The sequence below is a fragment of the Rhizobium sp. 32-5/1 genome, assembly GCF_029537235.1.
GTDB lineage: Bacteria > Pseudomonadota > Alphaproteobacteria > Rhizobiales > Rhizobiaceae > Pararhizobium.
The window spans coordinates 568,223-586,601 of sequence record NZ_CP120639.1 but is presented as its reverse complement, the minus strand read 5'-3'; the positions used below and the strand labels follow the sequence as shown (position 1 = coordinate 586,601).

Sequence of the window (18,379 nt, the reverse complement as noted above, 5' to 3'; positions counted from 1 at the left end):
GCCCGCCCTGCGGTTCGGGAGATGTCTTCGAAAAGAAGATGAGGAGGCAAGGACAGTCCGTCCGCCCGAAGCTCAAGAGGTTATTCCCATGCAGTTGATTACAGCCGATCCGCGCAGCCTGAAGGACAACCCTGACCGGTCCCGCCAGTCGAAATCCTCGCCACAGTCCGACGCCCTGTTGTGCGCATCGATCAGGGCCATCGGCGTCGTGCAGCCACCGATCGTCAAACTCGATCCGGAAGGCGGAAACAGCTACGTCATCGTCTTCGGTCACCGCCGCGCGGCCCAGGCGATTGCAGCTGATCTTTTGGAAATCCCCTGCTGCTGGCCGATCCCTCCGACGATCTCGGCGCCATGCAGTCCTTTGCGGAGAACATCGCCCGCGAACCGCTGAACCCTGTCGACCAATGGCGCGCCATCGAGCGGCTGGTGGCTCTCGGATGGACCGAAGAGTCGATCGCCATGGCGCTGGCGCTCCCCAGTCGGCAGATCCGCAAACTCCGCCTTCTGGCCAATATCCTGCCCGCGTGCTCGACCAGATGGCGCGCGGTGACATGCCGAACGAGCAACAGCTGCGCACGATCGCCGCCGCCGGTCAGGACGAGCAGGCCGAGGTGTGGAAAAAGTACAAGCCGAAGAAGCAGGATCCGCAGGTGTCGTGGTGGGAGGTTGCCCGGGCGCTGACCACGACCCGGATGCTGGCCAAACATGCAAGCTTCGGCGACGATCTGGCTTTGGCTTACGGCATCACCTGGGTCGAGGACCTGTTTGCACCCGCCGACGAGGACAGCCGCTATACGACAGATGTTGAGGCGTTTCTCGGGGCGCAGCAGGAATGGCTGGCCAACAACTTGCCCAAGCGCGGCTCGGTCATCGAGGCCAACGAAAACGGCCAGGCCAAGCTTCCGGCGAAGGCGCAACAGGTCTACGGCAAGCCGGGCAAGGGTGACCTGACCGGCTGGTACATTAACTCGCGCGACGGCTCTGTCCAGTCGGTTGCCTACCGCATGCCCGAGGTGAAGAAGCCCCGGCTGGTCAAGGATGCCGATGGCGTCGAGACTGTCGTGGAGGAAGTCGAGGCGCCGAAATCGCGTCCCGATGTGACCCAAAAGGGTTTCGACATGATCGGCGACTTGCAAACCGACGCTCTCCACGAGGCGCTTGCCCGTGCACCGATTGAGGACGATACGCTGATGGCGCTGCTCATTCTGGCCTTCACCGGCACGAATGTCAGCATCGCCAGCGGCGCATCGGACAATCCCTATGGTCATGCGAAATGTGGGCCGCATGCTGCCCGGCTGATCGGCGAGGATGGCAAGCTGTCCTTCGATCGCGAGACTTTGGTGCAGGCTGCACGCTCGGTGTTGATCGAAGTTCTGTCTCTGCGGCGCAATCGCTCCAATAGCGGCCTGATCGCCCGCATTGCCGGCGATGCGATCGGTGCTGATCAATTCCTGCCCAATATGGCAACCGAAGACTTCCTCTCGTGCCTGTCGCGAAATGCTCTGGAGGCTGCTGCGGAGACGGCGGGCGTGCCCGGTCGTATCAAGGTGAAGGACACCCGGGTGGCTCTGGTCGAGCACTTTGCCGAAGGAAAGCTGGTGCATCCGGCAGCGCTGCTGCCCCCATCCACTGATGACGTGCGCTCTTGGGTAGGACGCTACGCCAGCGTCGACAGCGGATTGGAGGACGCCCACGACGTTCCCGAGACGCTCGAAGATCAGCTTTCCGGTGGTGAGATTTTGGACCATTCCGCCGCCGAGGAAGAGGCGGACGAAGGTTTCCGCGAGGCTGCCGAATAGCACCAGGCATCAGGATCTGAACCAACGCCGCTGGCTCACGCCGGCGGCGTTTTCGTTTCGAGCAATCAGAAGGAGTTTTTCAGGGCAGAGAACCACGATGATATGGCCACAGAAAAAGCGGCGCATAGGGCTGAACTAGGACATTGAACCGGCCGACGATACCGGCAGGCGCGTCGACGCCTGGGCCCCGGCGCAGATCAATGTGACCCTTTCCTTGGACGGTGGACGATGAAGACCTCTTGTTTCAATGGTGGGTCTCGACGTAACCAATTAATGGCCGTTGGCCGCCGATAAATTGTCCCTTAGAAGACTAGCTATGAGGAAACTGCTTCGCTTGTTCTTAGGTCACCCAGGCCCATCGATGACGCCGCCGCGCAAACGGATCAATCTTGTCACCACCCCAGGGCCAATCTATGCCGTAGGTGACATCCATGGTTGCTTCGGCGAGCTCCTTGGGGCTGAAGCGCGAATCCGAGACGATGCTCGAACCGCTGGATACAGAGCCACCATCATATATCTGGGTGACTTTGTCGACCGCGGGGAAAGGTCTGCTCGCGTCCTTGAACACCTGTCGCGACCGCCGCAAGATGATCTCATACGTCTGGCGGTGTGCGGGAATCACGATGATGCGTTTTTGCGTTTCCTCCGGGACGGGGCAGGTGGAGAACATTGGCTGCACTTCGGCGGCGTCGCCACCCTTCAATCTTATGGTGTCAATGCGCAGGATGTCTTAAAGTCAATTGGCGGAATGGAGGCTCTGGTGGCAGCGGCGCGCGAGGCTGTGCCACAACATCACGTAGACTTCCTGCAGGACCTGCCTGTCGCCTTGTCGATTGGAAAATATCTCTTCGTTCACGCGGGCATTCGGCCCGGCCAAGTCTTGGAAAATCAGACCGACGATGACCTGATGTGGATCAGGGAGCCGTTCCTATCCGAAGGTCCAATGCTTCCGCTTACGGTTATCCATGGCCATACGATCGTTCCTGAACCTGTGTTCGGTACTAGGCGAATTGGAATCGACACTGCCTGCTATTCAACAGGTGTGCTGACGGTGCTAAAGGTCACTCCAAAAGCAGCCGCGGTATTGTAGCCATGAGATGCCGCTACTGAGGTGAGCTCAGGCGTACAAGTATGGCCATGCTCGGCGACCCGGCCCAAAAGCGAGTTTTGCTGGGATCATCGGTGATGAGAGAAAATTCAAGCAAGGAGAAAATCGTTCCCGGCTTGTATCTGTTCACGCGGCTTTGACGTCGATGATCACCAACCCCGCTATTGCGCACCCTTGGCTGCATCTCCTCACGCGTTCCGCGCGATTGCTGGGTTTGGGGATCATGGATGAAAATCCCAATACCGCCCGTAACGCGGATCGGAAGCCAGGTTGAGATCCCAGATTGCTATCCTTTCGGTCTTGCGCACGAAAAGGATTGGCATAATTTCCAACCTACGGTGTCTAAAACCGCTTCCTTACGCGCAGCTTGTCGTTTCGCTGGAACAATGGGGATTGCTCAACCCGAGGCTCTGCAAAAAAACACGCAATAATCTCGACGTTGCGAGATGGCAGGGAGAGTCGATATGGGAGTAGGTGGATTTTGTTGCGGCGCACAAGAACCTGCCTTATGATGTGCACCACACTCTGCTTGGCGAAAGGGCGTGTCCTGAACCGAGGTGCGGACCCGAAGTGCTGGATGGTGAATGGCTCGCAGGGGTCCAAATCTACCAAGCATCGACGTACGGAACGACCATGCTAGCCGATGTGCTGTCTAAGTCACCGATCGGCTAGGACGGCTACAAGGATCAAATTTGAAAATAGCGAAATCCAACCTTATCGATCCCCAACACAACGGCTTATACGCCATGGTGGCGCTTGCGCTTTCCCTGTTCGTCTTTGCGTATTCTTCACGTTTCGGTCAGGTTTCCATCCTTCTCTATTACGCCCTCTGGCTTCCTCTGGTGATGATCGATTATCGCCGGGTTCTAGGTGATTATAGGCGGTTTGGCTGGATCTTCGCCTTCGGAATTTTTGCCTGCCTCTCATTGTTTTGGTCAGCGGCACCCGGAGTGACAGCGCGGGCGGGGCTGCAATATGTTTCGCATATCATCTGCGCGCTGATTGCCATGCGCCTCGTCAACGTCAGCACGCTGATCCACGGCATGATTGTTGGCATCGGCCTCGTTCTCGTCTTTTCCCTGCTGTTCGGGGTCTATCATTTTGATCCGCTCGACGGCACATTTAGCTTCGTCGGTGCCTTTGCCTCCAAGAACCAACTCGGATTCTATGCCTCACTCGGCGTCTATTTTTCCTTTGCAACCTTTTTCATGGCGCGTGAGCGCTCCTATTGGCTTGGGCCGGCCGCATTGGTTGGAGTGGTTGCCTGCTATTGCCTCTATGCAGCGCAGTCAGCGACCTCAGCGCTGACGACCGTTGCAGTCATCGGCATATGCCTCGGCATGAGAATGCTGTCGATGCTGTCACCGCACAAGCGCAAGCTGGTGTTCCTAGCGGCTATCGTGATCGGAATATTCACAGCTATCGGCGCCCTCTACGGCGGCGCGGTTGATAGCATTCTCGGAATTTTCGGTAAGGATTCGACGCTGACCGGGCGGACCTACCTATGGCAGCAGGGCATCGCGGCGGCTGGGGACGCGCCGCTCGTCGGCGTCGGTTACCAGGCCTATTGGGTTCAAGGCTTCTCGGAGGCGGAACGGCTTTGGACCGAGTTCTTTATCGGCTCACGCAGCGGGTTTCATTTTCACAACACATTCATCGAAACCGTGGTCGAAACGGGCATCGTCGGTCTTTTCCTGCTGTGCTCTGTCCTGCTGATCACAATGTTTGGCCATCTGGTGCGGTTTCTATCGCAGGATCTCTCAATTGAGGCCTCAGTTCTATTCGGCGTAGCCATCCTTCTTTTTATGCGCGCTTTCGTCGAAGTCGACATTCTCAATCCCTATCACATTGGCTCCTTCCTCCTTTATTTTTCCGCGGGCAGGCTGACGGTCGCGGCGCCCCGCTCTTCGTTTGATGACGTCTGTTTTCAGGCAGGTGCCCGTTGATGGCACAACATAATAAAGGCGATTTGCGAGAGCTTTCACAGATAGGCGAGGCGCAATGAAGACCATCTACGGAATCCAATATCTGCGCGCTTTCGCGGCGCTCGCCGTCGTTTTCTTTCACGCCGCTGAGAAGACCGGTTATCATTTCGCCATCGGTGCAGCCGGCGTCGATGTGTTCTTCATTATAAGCGGCTTTATCATGTGGGTGATCAGTGATCGCCGGGCCCTATCGCCGGGCAGGTTCCTGGCTGAGAGGGCATTGCGGATCATTCCTGTCTATTGGCTCGCCACGGCTGTGATGATCGTGGGGGCGGCTTTCGGGCTCTTCCCAAATCTCGTGCTGACGACGCAACATATCCTCTCATCACTGTTTTTCGTTCCTGCGCGGTCGCCCAGCAGCGGTGAACTCTGGCCGGTCTTAGTGCAGGGCTGGACGCTGAATTACGAGATGTTCTTTTATCTCGTCTTCGCGTCCTCGCTTTTTCTCCGGGCTAACATGCGATTGATCGCCGTCGCGCTGGTCTTCATGATGCTGGTCCTGCTGGGGGCGTTGGTCGGCTCTGACATTCCACCGTTCGTGACCTATACCAGACCGATTATGCTGGAATTCGTTGTCGGCATGGTGATCGGAAAACTCTGGCTCAAAGGTCTCATGCCGCGTCATGACGTTGGCTTGGCGCTCATTCTCCTTGCCCTGGCTGGCTTTTTTGTGCTGCAGGTCTTCCGGCTGCCGTTTAGCGAATTCAATTGCGGACCGCTCGCGGCAGCTCTTGTCGTCGGAACCCTTTCTCTTGAAGCGGCGGGACGTGTTCATCCGTGGAAGTTGCCGGCCTTCCTGGGAAATGCCTCCTATTCGATCTATCTCTGGCACACATTTGCAATTTCGGTCATCGCAAAAGCCGCCATCACCCTGGGCCTCGCCTCCGGTATCACCTTCCCGGTTGCCGTTGTTGGAGGGATCGTTTCGGGTTCGGTTGCTTACCTGTTGATCGAGCAACCTTTGGTCAAGCGCCTCCGGTTTCCAGCAATCTCCCCGCGCTCAAGTGCTGCGCCGCCGAGTGAGGCATAATCAACTGTCCCGCATCATCCAACTTGGCATTTCCTAAAACGCGACGGGTTAGCGCCTTTAACAAATGGGCGCGGATTACCGGAAATCGCGCCGTGCATTGCGTGAAAGCGTTTGTCGCGTAGTCCACATCCTTCGACGAACGTCTCAACCACGGGGCGCAGGAGCGCGCGATCTGCTGGGGGCGGGAAAAGGCATGGCCCGCCGGATAACAGCGAGCTTCAATGGTACGTCAATCCGTCCTATGCGCCGACATTGGACGCCCGTTTGCGATCAGCAACGGCGTGTTAACGATCACAGCCCAAAAGACGCCTGTGTCAGTCCGTGGGGGAAGTCGTTGGTGTGCTTTTAATCCGGAATGCTGAAGAGTATTTGTCCTTCGTATAAACCTACGGCTATTTTGATATCCGCGCCGACAGGCCCGACGGCAAGGGCGTCTGCCCCGCCTACTAGCGGCTTCCAGAAGACGGTCGGCCGTCGGAACTGGGAGATCATTGATTTACGCGCCAGGCTCCGAATACCCTGCATGTCTCCGCGCATTCCAACGAAACCCCCAAGCAAACTTCATTCTCGACAGGTGTGAGGGCTTCGGAGCGACAGGCTTTTAATGTTAAAGCCACATTTTAAGGAGGACGAAATCAACTTCGCCATCTAAAAAGTCAGCGGTTTCGCGGGCGGATTTCCCGTCCGCCATGCACGACCCGGTGCACATTGTCCCCAACCTTGCGGCCGGCGTCGCGCATAGGGAGATTGACAATATTCGCGCTCATATGCTGCACGATCTGGCAAACAGCATATCGACGAGTATCCGTCGCCGGACCTAAGCACCACGCAGCCTCGACCTTCAATGCATGTCGACGTAATATTTCTCGTAGCTCTTTCGGTATTTTTCCGCCGCGCCGAAATCGCTGTATTTCCCGAGTGCGTCCATATCAGTCTTGTTCAGCATGACGCCGAGGATCTTAGCATTGAAGAGCGGGTCGGACTGTAGCACGTCACGGACGAGGCGCGTCGGTGTTTTGCCCCATTCAACGACCATCAGGAACCCGTCGGCGAAAGGTGAAAAAGCCTTGGCGTCGATGACGGGCGCCAGTGGCGCAAGATCGACAATGACGTAATCGAATACCTTGCGGGCATTGCCGAGGAGTGTTTCCATCCCCTGCGAGGCTAGGAGTTCGTTGGTGTGATAAAGATGCTCGCGGGAAACGATTGGCAAAATGGCGAGCTTCGTCTGCGGATCAACTCTAAGGCCCGAGGTCCAATCGGCTTCACCCAAGACAGCCTCGACCAGTCCGGTTTTCGGGGGTGGAGAGATCATCGCGCTGATCGCCGGGTTGCGCAGGTCGGCATCTATGAGAAGCGTCCGCTTGCCGCTGGAGGCAAGAAGGCCGGCAAAGTTGGCGGCGACAGTTGATTTTCCTTCGCCCGGGAGAGCCGAGACGACGCCGATCACGCGGTTGGGACGTCCCTGCAGGATCACATCACTCGCGAGCTTTGCGTTGCGCAATGTCTCGGCGAACGCCGAGCGTGGAGATTCAACCGCTATCCGCGTCATTTTGGTGAGCGGAACAGCGGCATCAGCATTTGCAACCTCCACGTCGGCCTTTGAAATCCGGCCCCGCGTCTTATGCCAGAACGAGTTGGTGGTTTTGCCGACGAACGGCAGATACCCCAGCGACTTGTGTCCCAGAATTGAACGGATGTCCTCCTCCAGTCGGAAAAAGCGTTCGCGGAATTCCTGAAGGCCGCCAATCACCGCAGCCGTCATGAAGCCAAGCACAATGGAAAGTGCAAGCACCATGGTTTTCTTCGGGCTGGATGGCGCGATGGGCACACCGGCTTCAGAGATGATCCGCGCGTTGGCGATCGGGAAGGAGCGCTGCTGGGCTGCTTCCTCATAGCGGCCTAGATATGATTCATAGAGTGTTTTCAGGGCCGTCGCCCGCTGTTCCAGTTCTCGCAGCTGAACGAGAGACTGGTTGGCCTGCGAATTGTTCCCAACTACACCCTCGATGCTTTCGCGCAAGGATGCTTCGCGTGATTTCGCCACCTCGAACTCGTTGCGGTAACTCCCCGTCAACTGCTCCAGTTCCCGGTATATCTGTTCGGAAAGTTCGGTTTTTTCCGCGCGCAAGGCCACCGCCTGAGGATGGTTGGCGCCGAAATTCTGGACGATCACCTGTTCGCGCTTGCTGACGGCCAGATAGCGTGTCCGAAGATCCTGGATCACGCTATTGTCGGTCTGATTGGATGAAATCGTTGCATTATTGACGGCATTTTCGGCGCCCTGCTCAAGGATCGACTTGAATTGGCTGTAGCGAGCAGAGGCGCTGGCGCTATCCGCTTGCGCAACGATCAGCTGACTGTTCAGATCGGACAGTTGTTGTTCGGACATAAGCTCACCGCGCGTGGATGTCAGCCCGTTTGCCGCCTTGAACTTCTCGGCCTCGAGCGCCGCCGCCTGCGCGCGCTGGCGCAGGTCGGTCAGGCGTTCCTGAAGCCAAACAGAGGCGCGCTCGGTCGCGTCGAAATTCGCGTTCAACTGGTCGCTCAGATAGGCATTGGCATAGGCGCGCGTGATGCGGGCAGCGAGGTGCGGGTCAGTCGATTTGAATGATACCGCAATTACGGAACTTCTGGCCACACGCTCCACCGTCAAATCTTGCTGGATATAGGCGGCGGCCATCTCCCGCCTGCCGTTTCTCAAGGTGGCCTCAGTGATCTCCGGACTGCTGCTGAAAACCCCAATCAGCGATCTGACCCCCGATTTCACAATGGACATCAGCGATCGCGGCGGATTGAGAATGATCTCGTTTTCGCTGAGCTTCTCGATATCGGTTACCCGCAAAGCAAGCTCACCCGACTTCAGGATTTCGACAGCACTGGAGATCTGCGTGTCTGCCTGCTGGGCGCTTTGCGGCGACGCCGGCGAGTCTTCCGCATATTTCGACAGGTTGTTATCGAGCAGGATCTGTGCCTGAGACGTATAAATCGGCGTGGCCGTAAGCAGATACGCGCCGCCCAGCGCAAAACAGACGACAACGCAGACTGCTGCCATGCGCGCCCTGCGGGCCAGGATCGCGATCAGTCGATTGAGATCTATGAAAGAGTCGGAATCATCGCTCCGGATCGATGAAACGGTGTTCAGTGGAAGGGGTCTTTGGTTCATGGGCCGCTTTATCTCCCGGTCCTTGGGGAATGCTGCTTGACTTCCGACGTTTCCGGGGATGTCGCGGTTCTGCTTATCGTTCTGGAGCTTTTGCCGAAGATGTTGATTGCGCTCAACGGAGCCATCATCCGTCGCAGCCGGACGCTTATCGGCATGCTGAGATGGCGGACCGCCGCCGGATTTTTCCAGGCGGTTCTAATCGCGCCTGAAACCGAACCCGCCTTGAGCTGATCGACCAGGATTACGAACGACCGGGCAATCACGATGCTGCGATGGCGACGTTTTTGAGCCGTCATCGATGCTGTGTCCAGTTGGTTGTCTTTGGTGAAGCGCGCATCTCCAGCGAGCATCGCATCCACGTGCTCGAGCTTGAGAACGCGGGAAATGGAGCCACTGCGGACATAGTAGGTGTACCCGACGGTGGGCTCGATAGCACATCGACCGCCCTTTGCGAGCGCGGATACCAGCAGCAGATAATCTTCTCCGATCGGCAGCGTTTCATCATAGCGCAAGCTGTGCTCGTCAAGAAAACGGCGCTCGAAGATCGGCTTCATGTATCCGTAATTGTGCTCTGTCTGAAACAACACATTCGAGTCGATGAAGGCGGCAAGGGTCAGCGTTCCGACGGCCGTAAGATGCGCCTCGTCAAACATATACTTCCTGGCGCCGTCGAGCCGAATAACGTCCAGATTATCAACGACGATCTGTGCATCAGCGACCCTTGCGCGTGCCATCATCCGCGCGGTGCGTCCCGGGGACACAGCATCATCGGCATCAAGAATGACAATCCAGTCTCCGCGTGCGGCGGCAAGCCCGGCATTGCGCGCGCCGCCAGGCCCCCGGTTCTGTTCTTGGCGGACAAGTTTGACGCGGGGATCGGAATAGGCCGCGACGATGTCGGTTGTGCGGTCCGAAGAGCAATCGTCGACGACGACGACCTCGACGCTGACGCCAGTCTGGGCCAGGGCGCTGTCGATGGCGCGGGCAATCGTTTCCTCCGCGTTGTAGGCTGCGAGAATGAATGTCGCTTGCGGATTATGGTGCATCAGGATGACCGTACCTCCGTTGCCCCATACTGCTCGATCTCGCGAACACCGAGAAGGCCGACGATGACCCCGGCATGCAGCGAACCACGCAGCACATACCTGTTTCGCCGCTCCGGCGAAAACAGGAAGAGGAGGCTCGCCACGGCGCAAAAGCCGCATTTCGCTGCGGCCAGGGCCAGTTGTGTTGTCCTGCGCCCCGCCGTGGCTTGGTCGGCGATAAGCCGGCCATGCGTCTGCCCGAACCGGAATTTGCGTTTGGCAAGCCATGCAAACGCGGCCCGCTGGTTGGGCACGGGCTCTTCGACCCAGGCGCTGGCGGCATAGGCGATCTTGCCGCCGCTTTCATACATGTGCGAGAAGAATTCGGTATCTTCGCCGCCGCTGCGGCCGAGCGCGAGGTTGAAGCGCCTTCCGGCAATCGAGCGGGCGTCTAGGCGCAGCAACACGTTGCATGTATATCCGGTAACGATCTCTCCAGCGACCCAGACAGGGACGGTGGAATGGAAATCACCCCGTTTCATCCAGCGCGGCGCATCCGGGCCATAGATGGCCTTTACCGGCCCCAGGACTGCATCCGCTGCCGTCGCCTCCGCCGTCTTTAACAGATTCTCAATCCAGCCGGGGCTCGCCGTTTCGTCGTCGTCGATGAAAGCAAGAAAATCACCTTTGGCATTCTCGAGGCAGGCATTGCGTGCGATCGAAATATTGGAGGAGGGACAATGCACATAGAGGATTTCGTGCGGCAGCAAGGCCCGCAATTCCTCGATCCTTTGAGCGGCGCTGGGTATGGTGTCGTTGTCGGCAACGATGATTCGCAACTCCACATCGGCCGGGAGATCAAGGATGGCAAGCGAGCGCAGCGTCCGCTCCAGCTCCGGGCGCCGGTAGGTGCACACGCCGATATCGATCAGGATACGATCGTCCTTGCTTTTCAAACAGGTCCTCATGACGTCACCCGGCGGTTTCGGACATCGAGCAGTTCCCGCCAGAACCCGGCGGACCAGGCGAAATGCATGAGCATCGCCGAGACGGCGGCCAGCGGCCCATAAGGGTTCTTCTCGCCAAGCGCCATCCAGACACCATATGCAAGACATGCAAATGCCCAGAGCCCGATCGGAATAGCGGCGGCCCAGCTGATGATCGCAAGCAGCGCGCCGACAGCGACCGGAGCAACCGCTAAGGGCAGCATCTGGCGCAGACTGGGCATTGAACGGTGCTTCATGAAATTCTTCGCCCGCCCGCGACCATAGCTGAAATACTGACTGAACAGGGCGCCAGGCGTACTGCGGGGATAATAGATCATGCTCGTCTTATCGGTCATCCAGATGCGATAGCCGGCCTTATTTAGGCGATAGTCAAACTCGGCATCCTCGTTATGGCTGAAAATCTCGTCATAGCCGCCGATCGCCCGGAAGGCCGAGATGCGCATCAGCGCATGGTGACCATGATCGGCCCAGTGACCGACGGAGCCCGTGCGGTGCTTTGATCCGCCGTTGCCGAGCTTTGAATTCTGCGCGTAAGCCGTGGCCTTCTGGAATGTGGAAAAGCCCACGGTTTGCATCGCGACCACGACGGAATCTGCACCCCTCGCAATGGCGTCTTCCATCAGCCGCTGGCAGTAGTCCGAAGGATATTCGCCATGGGCATCGATGCGGATCAGGTACTCGTAGTCGCCGCCAAGCGTTGCGACGGCGAGATTAATGGCGGCGCTCTGGATCTTCTTCGGATTGTCGAGCAGCGAAACCTTGCTGTTCAAGCTTGCGATCCGTTGGACGATAGCGCGCGTACCGTCTGTGCTGCCGCCGTCGGCAACCACGATGTCGGCATCCAGATCCCGCAAGGCACCGTCGAGCTTTGCGATCAGGGTTTCGATATGCCCCGCCTCGTTTAGGCAGGGTATGACGATAAGGCAGCGGTCATGCTTCAGATCAATGGCACTCATAACAATCCACCCTTGTTGCTCTGTGTCCGATGAAGGTCCTGCATGGTGGCGCTGGACGCCGTGACCTGCGCGCGCAAGTCCGACAGTCGCTTGACGAGCGCTCGCGCATCCGCCCGGTTGAAGGTCCAGGTTCTCGGGTCCATCGCCACGACCCGGTCGAATTCCAAGCCGTAGCGCTCCGCCGTCATGGTAGACAGGAGTGTGCCGAGCGCTTCGGTATCGGCATGCTCAAGCAATAGCCCGATATTCCTGGCGCCGCTGTACCGCGCTGTTTCCGTGCCCTGCATGGCAATAGGGACCGCGCCGTAGCGGCATCCCTCGTAAAGCCGGTTCGGCAGTAGCCAGCTCGAGTTGAGGCCTTCCTCGAAGAAATCGATGGTCCAGGAAAACTGCACGTCGTTGTAGATATCGGCGAGATCTTCCGGGTTTCGATACGGTCCGTGGTAGGTCATGAACGGCTGGTTCTTGACGAAGCCGTCAAAGTCCTCGAATTCCGAATAGGCTGGACGTCCCCTCAGGACGATCTCGAATTTTCCGTTCATGGCCCGGCTGAAATCGGCCAGCAACTGGAGCGATTTGCGGCAGCGCAAGGCGCCGAACCAGCCGATCTTGAACGGCTGGCCGGGCAGTGGCGGACGGGCGGCAAGCGGCTCTTTCGTACTGTCGTCATCGAGCGCAATAACCTGGTTTTCCAGAAGCAGTATCGGCGCTTCAAGGCGCGACAGAGGGCGGAAATAATTCTCGATGAACGCCGGCGAACTCGTCACCAGCAGACTGATCCTGCGTCCCAGGAAGCGCTCGGCGCCACGCAGCATGCGGCCGACGAGATCCCGGCGCAGCAGCAAGCGGTGAATGTCGAGGCATTCGTAGACGATCGGCACCTTGCCCCCGAAAAGTGCATTCGCCCTGTTGGCAAGGGCCAGCATTTCGAGATTTCGCGCGATGATGACGTCAGGTTTGCTCGCGCCACGCAGCTTTCCACGCAGCAGCAAGGCGCTCTTTGCCACGGCGGCGATCCGCTGAGCAAACCGTCCGTCCCGCGTGACACCGAGTTCGATCGCGCTGGTGTCCTTAGGCGCGGACGCACCCCGGCGGAACCCGGCAATGGTCACGTCTGCGCCCCCAGCCTCCAGCATCAGCGCTCTTCGCCTGATGGCCGGGTCGGCCAGATCATGGGCCAGGTAAAGAACTTCTAACATAAAGACATCCCGTTCTCGTGCTCGGTTTGACCACGCGCCTCGTTGCATTTGTGCGGACCGACGCGATCAAACCTCAGTTCAGCGTGCAGGTGACGGATTTAGGAAACATGCATTTGTCGCCTGGTGCCGTGAACGCGATACGGTCGATCTGCATCGTCGCCGGCCCCTTGTAATCAAACTTCCCCATCCAGCCGCTTAAAGTGTCCGTCCCCCAGAGGCTGAAGAAGATCTTTTGCGCATTGACCGGGATCTTGGCGGGATCGGTAACATCCTGGACGAGGACACCGTTGAGATAGTAGCGCAGCCGTCCCTGTTGCCAGACGAAGGCATAGTCGTTGAAGCCAGCGCTTGCGTCGCCCCCAACATCGACCAGTTTTTCGTTTCCACCCTTGCCGGAAACATACTGGTTCACCTGGACCTTGCCGGAATCCTTGCCAAGCACCTCGAAATCGATCTCGTCATGAGGCTTCTTGTCGGTCGGCCCGATATAGGTGAAGAAGGCTGAATTCAGCCCCGAGCCTTCGGCTGTCTTGATCCGGGCTTCATACGTGCCGAAGCCGAAGCGTTTGCGGGTCTGGATCTCGCCGCAGACATAGTCGCGCTTGCCGGCCTTGCGTTGTTCGTACGTCAGCTCCAGCAGGCCATTCTGAACCGTAGCCTGCGTTTTCGACCAGGTGCAGTTCTGGTGGCCGCCATTGTCCCAGCCGTCCGAGATGTACCAGACCTCCTGATCGATCTTGTCGAAGTTCTCCACGAAGGATGTGCCGGACTGTGCGGCATCCGTGGCGAATGCAGGCACCTGCAAAGTGGCGGAAAAAACAAGCACGGTCGCAAGCGACATGACGGGTATGTTGGTCATCGGGTAATCTCTTTCTTTGCAGGGTAGGGGCCTTGCCAATCCTTGTCAGCGGAACCCCGCGGCGGAGACACCGTGCGTGCCGGTGTTTGCGTTGCCTTGCTGCCAACACGGCTGCCCGTCAGGACAGCATGGAGCCGAGGAACAAGGCCCCGCGCCGCGCTATGGGTCACCGTCAGGATGACAAGGGCGAGGATTGGCGCCGAAAAATAAAAGAGCGGATAGAAATCGGCATCTCCCGCGCGGTTCCAGACCATCCAGAAGAGGATCAGCAGCGGATAATGCGCGCAGAATATCCAGAAGCTCAGGCCCTCAAGCTTCGACAGGCGTATCCCTAGGCTTGAGCGGATGAGCAGCAGAGAGATTGCCCACGAGCCGATGATGCCGCAGAGAGCCACCAGGCTGCGCAGGATATCCACCCAGACGGGGTAATCCGGGCCGGTCCAGTAAAGGAGCGTCGCCAGTATGACCGCTGCCGCCAGGAACATTGCCCCAATCCGGCCGGCGAAGGCGTCGAGCGCCCGAACATCGACCTTGTGAAGGCTCACATAGATGCCGCAACTGAACCCGAACAGGATGGACTTCTTAAGGAAGATGCCGTTTGGAACGGGAAAGACCACGTAGATCAAGAACAAGCTCAGGGTCACAAGCGGGAACCGCTTGATCAAGACGGCAAGAAGGGGTGATAGCAGGATGCACAACAGCAGATCGCGCAGGAAGTAGAGGGGGATGTTGATCGGCGCCGCCTCGATGGCAGTGGCCAGCGTCGCCAGGTCGCGCGGCGTCGCGTTGAGTGTATCCGGCAGGTAGCCGAAGCCAATGCCGCTGCGCTGCGCAACGAGTACGAGAAGGAGAAAGGTCAGGTTCCAGATCAGGAACGGCAGGAGAACCGTCCGCGCCTTAGAGCGTATGGTTTTTCCATAGTCGAAGGCGTCGAGCCCGCGGCGAAACAGAAGATAGCCGGAAATGGCACTGAGGCACGGGACCCCGACGCGAAAAAGGCTGTCGCCCAGAAAAACGCGAATCCAGTCGAGGAATCCGTTGTCCCCTGTAAACGGGCTTGTCTGTGGATCGTGGGGAACGTGCACGAAGACGATACCCGAGATGAGCAAGATGCGCATCAGATTGATCCGCGCCGATGTATGAGCGTCGATAGTCAAAGACAAGATCCTCTGTTTGGGCTGCTGTCTCCCCCAAGCAGCCGGTTCAACCAGAGCAGATTTCAGTCTGCGATCTCGAAGATAGAGCAGACCGACCAAAAAATATGGCGATGCAGCAAAAAATGCGCGATTTGCTGCAATGCACGCGAGCGAGCATGAGGCAATCAAGCGCTTCACAAAGTTGTTCCTTTGCCTAGCTCTGGAGAGAATCTCCTTAGTCACAGGGCCTTACAGAAGGTGGGAATATTCCGATGAAAACGAGAACGCGTCACACGGCGTTCCGGATTTTTTGGAAACGGGGCGCTATTGCACGCAAAGGTTTATGAGGTTGTATCACCTAGCGACAGTCTGTACCGAAAGAAGGCGCATCGGCCCGGCTGCCGAAGTGTCATTCCGCTCATGGTTCCACGGTGCGGTTTTTGCGCCTGTTTTTGATGAGCGTATAGATTTTGCGCAGAAGATCTCGTTCCGAGAGGAGGATCAGCAGGCCGTAGATTATCCCGCCGACGGCCGCGCCCACGAGGATCTGCAGTGCTTGGTTTGGCATCATCCAGCCCCAGCTATTGAGCAGGAAGCGGACGACAAGCGCCATTACCAGCGCCGCCAGCATGGGCCGGCTGCTGACATAGAGACCCTTGAAGAACGGCGTCCCGTCGGCCCGGAATACCGCCCAGGAATAGCCGACAAGCGTGACGGCGTTGACGATGCACAGCCAGACCATGGCGTCGATGAGAGAGCCCGTGTTTGCGCCATAGGCGACGGCAGCGCAGGTCGCGATAGCACGGATGGTCGCCGACCAGAACAGCGCGCGACCGTGCCCGACACCCTTGAGATAGGGAATGAACGTGCTGCAGGGTGTAAGAATGCCCTTGGAGAGCGCAAGCAACCCAAGCACCGGCCAGGCATAGGCCCATTGCGGCCCGAAGAGGACGCGCATGGCCGGTTCCGCCAATGCCCAGATACCGAACATCATCGGCGCCAGAAGCACGGTCGTCACCTGGGTGCTGAACATCAACGCCTGTGACCGGCGTTCCTTGTCGTGCACCATACCGCTGAAGGCGGGAAACAGAACCCCCATGACCGCAGACAGAACCACCTGGTTTGGAATGCTGGCAAAACGGTTGGCCGCCGAATAGGCACCGGCGTCGGCAAGACCGAGATACCGGGAAATGATGACCATCGGCGACTGGAAGGTGATGAAATTCGCGAGTTCGGACCCCATCATGCCAAGGCTGAAACGGCTCAGTCCCAAAACACGCCGAGGATGAAAGACGAGACGCGGTATGTAACGCGATACGGCATACAGGCCGCACAGGCGTACCAGCGCTGACATGAACAGTTGCGCCATCAACGCCCAGACACCCCACCCGAGGAGCGCCAGAACGACGGCGACCACAGCCCCGAGCGATTCGGATATCATCGACCAGACGGCGTCCTTGGAAAAATTCATCCGCCGGGCAAGCAGCGAATAGGCGACATCTCCGCCGAGTTGCAGCGGTATGAGAAAGCTCATGACTTTCAAAGGTAAGCCGCTTCCGGAGCGCCGAGAAGCGTTGCAAAGAAATCAGCCCAGATGAAGAGACCCAGCGCCATCAGGCAGGAAATCGCAAGGTTTGCCCAAAAGACGGAATGCACGGTTTCCATCTCCTCTTCCCGCTGAATCACCAGTGCCGAGGTCAATCCCGCGCTGCCGATCATCGCCAGAAACTGCACGACTGTCAGGGCGACCGCGACCGCCCCAAACTCTTCCGGCGTGAGGATGCGGGCCAGAATTGGCACAGTGACAAACTTAAGCCCGAATGTACTTGTCTTGGATAAAACGCTCCAACCGACATTGCTCGTAACGGATTTGACGTTAACTGTAGGGGGCATGGCGTACATCCAGTAGGCAATTGGAGGATCATCGGGAGGCAGGACGCTTGGGCACGAGGCTCAAAATGACTGAGGCGGCTCCCCAGGGAGCGCAACTCCTCGACAGACGAGCCGCTTTCCGAGGGAGGAAATCAGGGACATCTTCTAGAGAAACCGCAGGGGCGAAAAGATGGCAAAGTTTACGGTTATCATTCCTTATTACCAGAAACAGGCAGGAATCCTGGAAAGAGCGCTGACGTCCGTGTTCGCGCAAACCCATCAGGATTTCGATGTCGTCATCGTTGATGACGAGTCGCCGTTTCCGATTGAAAGCGATCTGGACGGATTGTCCGAGGAAGAGCGGGCGCGCATCAGGGTGATCAAACAGCCCAATGCCGGACCAGGCGGCGCCAGAAATACCGGCCTCGACAACGTGTCGGTGCAGACCGAATTTGTTGCTTTTCTGGATTCGGACGATCTCTGGACCCCGAACCATCTCCACAACGCGCATGAGACGATGACCCGCTTCGGGTCGGACTGCTATTGGGCGTCGATAACGGGTGGCGATGCATTCTATTACCATTTCGGCATGGCCGAACTGGAGAAAACCGAGACGGTGATCCGCCTGTCGGAAACGCCGCTGGTGCTTGAGGTTCCGGATTTCCCGCAGGTCATGCTTCGAAACTGGAGCTTCCTCCACCTGTCCTGCATGGTGCTTGGCAGGCGGCTTGTTGCGAAAGTGCGTTTTGAGGCCGAGCTGCGGCTGGCGGCGGAAGACGTGTTGTTCTTCTGCGATTGTGCCATCGCAGCCCAGCGGATCGTGCTGTGCAACGAGCCTGGCGCCGTACGGGGCGAAGGCGTCAATATCTTCCACAGCATCGACAATGATTCGCCTCAATTTCTTTCGCAACAGTTCAACACCTGGGTCGCCCTCGACACATTGGAAGGGCGTTTTTCGCGCAAGCCGACTGAAATCGCGTCTATCCATTCCTACAAACACACGGCGCGCCGGCAGGCGCTCTGGAGCCAGGCAAGGCGAATGAAGCGCCGAAAAATGCCGCAACTCAACCTGCTGGCGCGCTGGATCTGGCGTGACCCAAGACTGTTGCAGAGCGCGTTCCAGCTTGCCGTGAGCAAACTATCCCGCTAGCCTTAGCAGGTGCAGCATTTTTTGCCACACCGATTGAAGCGCGTGATCGCTGATGCAGATCACCCTTGAGAAGCCTTCCGTAAC

At 58.1% G+C, this 18,379-nt stretch carries 11 protein-coding genes and 2 pseudogenes; 5 read left to right on the top strand and 8 right to left on the bottom strand.

What is annotated here, in order from left to right:
* Positions 1-88 precede the first annotated feature (88 nt).
* From P6U16_RS24430 to P6U16_RS24415, 4 genes and pseudogenes are all read left to right on the top strand, one after another.
* A pseudogene (locus P6U16_RS24430) lies at positions 89-1,802 on the top strand (ParB N-terminal domain-containing protein).
* Positions 1,803-2,163: 361 nt separating this feature from the next.
* Positions 2,164-2,892 (top strand): metallophosphoesterase family protein, encoded by a 729-nt coding sequence (locus tag P6U16_RS24425; RefSeq protein ID WP_277704062.1) that lies wholly within the window; start codon positions 2,164-2,166, stop codon positions 2,890-2,892.
* 710 nt (positions 2,893-3,602) lie between these two features.
* Positions 3,603-4,856: an O-antigen ligase gene (locus tag P6U16_RS24420; RefSeq protein WP_277704061.1), complete on the top strand. Its 1,254-nt coding sequence runs from the start codon at positions 3,603-3,605 to the stop codon at positions 4,854-4,856.
* A gap of 55 nt (positions 4,857-4,911) precedes the next feature.
* Entirely contained in the window at positions 4,912-5,925 is a 1,014-nt protein-coding gene (locus P6U16_RS24415) for an acyltransferase (protein WP_277704060.1), read from the top strand.
* An 841-nt stretch (positions 5,926-6,766) separates the two neighbouring features.
* Here P6U16_RS24415 and P6U16_RS24410 read toward each other — a convergent pair.
* From P6U16_RS24410 to P6U16_RS24375, 8 genes and pseudogenes are all read right to left on the bottom strand, one after another.
* Positions 6,767-9,091, bottom strand: a complete 2,325-nt coding sequence (locus P6U16_RS24410) for a polysaccharide biosynthesis tyrosine autokinase (RefSeq protein WP_277704059.1) — start codon at positions 9,089-9,091, stop codon at positions 6,767-6,769.
* Positions 9,092-9,099: 8 nt separating this feature from the next.
* The gene (locus tag P6U16_RS24405; protein ID WP_277704058.1) at positions 9,100-10,137 is read right to left on the bottom strand and encodes a glycosyltransferase family 2 protein; all 1,038 of its coding nucleotides are present in this window, start codon (positions 10,135-10,137) and stop codon (positions 9,100-9,102) included.
* Positions 10,137-11,072: a glycosyltransferase family 2 protein gene (locus P6U16_RS24400; RefSeq protein ID WP_277704057.1), complete on the bottom strand. Its 936-nt coding sequence runs from the start codon at positions 11,070-11,072 to the stop codon at positions 10,137-10,139. Before P6U16_RS24400 ends, P6U16_RS24405 begins: the two co-directional genes overlap by 1 nt.
* An 8-nt stretch (positions 11,073-11,080) precedes the next feature.
* A complete protein-coding gene (locus P6U16_RS24395; RefSeq protein ID WP_277704056.1) occupies positions 11,081-12,079 on the bottom strand; it encodes a glycosyltransferase family 2 protein in 999 nt (332 codons plus the stop codon).
* Entirely contained in the window at positions 12,076-13,278 is a 1,203-nt protein-coding gene (locus tag P6U16_RS24390; protein WP_277704055.1) for a glycosyltransferase, read from the bottom strand. Before P6U16_RS24390 ends, P6U16_RS24395 begins: the two co-directional genes overlap by 4 nt.
* 73 nt (positions 13,279-13,351) lie before the next feature.
* The gene (locus tag P6U16_RS24385) at positions 13,352-14,137 is read right to left on the bottom strand and encodes a glycoside hydrolase family 16 protein (protein WP_277704054.1); all 786 of its coding nucleotides are present in this window, start codon (positions 14,135-14,137) and stop codon (positions 13,352-13,354) included.
* Positions 14,134-15,255 (bottom strand): acyltransferase, encoded by a 1,122-nt coding sequence (locus tag P6U16_RS24380; RefSeq protein ID WP_277704053.1) that lies wholly within the window; start codon positions 15,253-15,255, stop codon positions 14,134-14,136. Before P6U16_RS24380 ends, P6U16_RS24385 begins: the two co-directional genes overlap by 4 nt.
* A 436-nt stretch (positions 15,256-15,691) precedes the next feature.
* A pseudogene (locus P6U16_RS24375) lies at positions 15,692-17,166 on the bottom strand (lipopolysaccharide biosynthesis protein).
* A gap of 169 nt (positions 17,167-17,335) precedes the next feature.
* Between P6U16_RS24375 and P6U16_RS24370 the strand changes: the two are divergent.
* Positions 17,336-18,295 (top strand): glycosyltransferase family 2 protein, encoded by a 960-nt coding sequence (locus P6U16_RS24370; protein ID WP_277704052.1) that lies wholly within the window; start codon positions 17,336-17,338, stop codon positions 18,293-18,295.
* Positions 18,296-18,379: the final 84 nt, after the last annotated feature.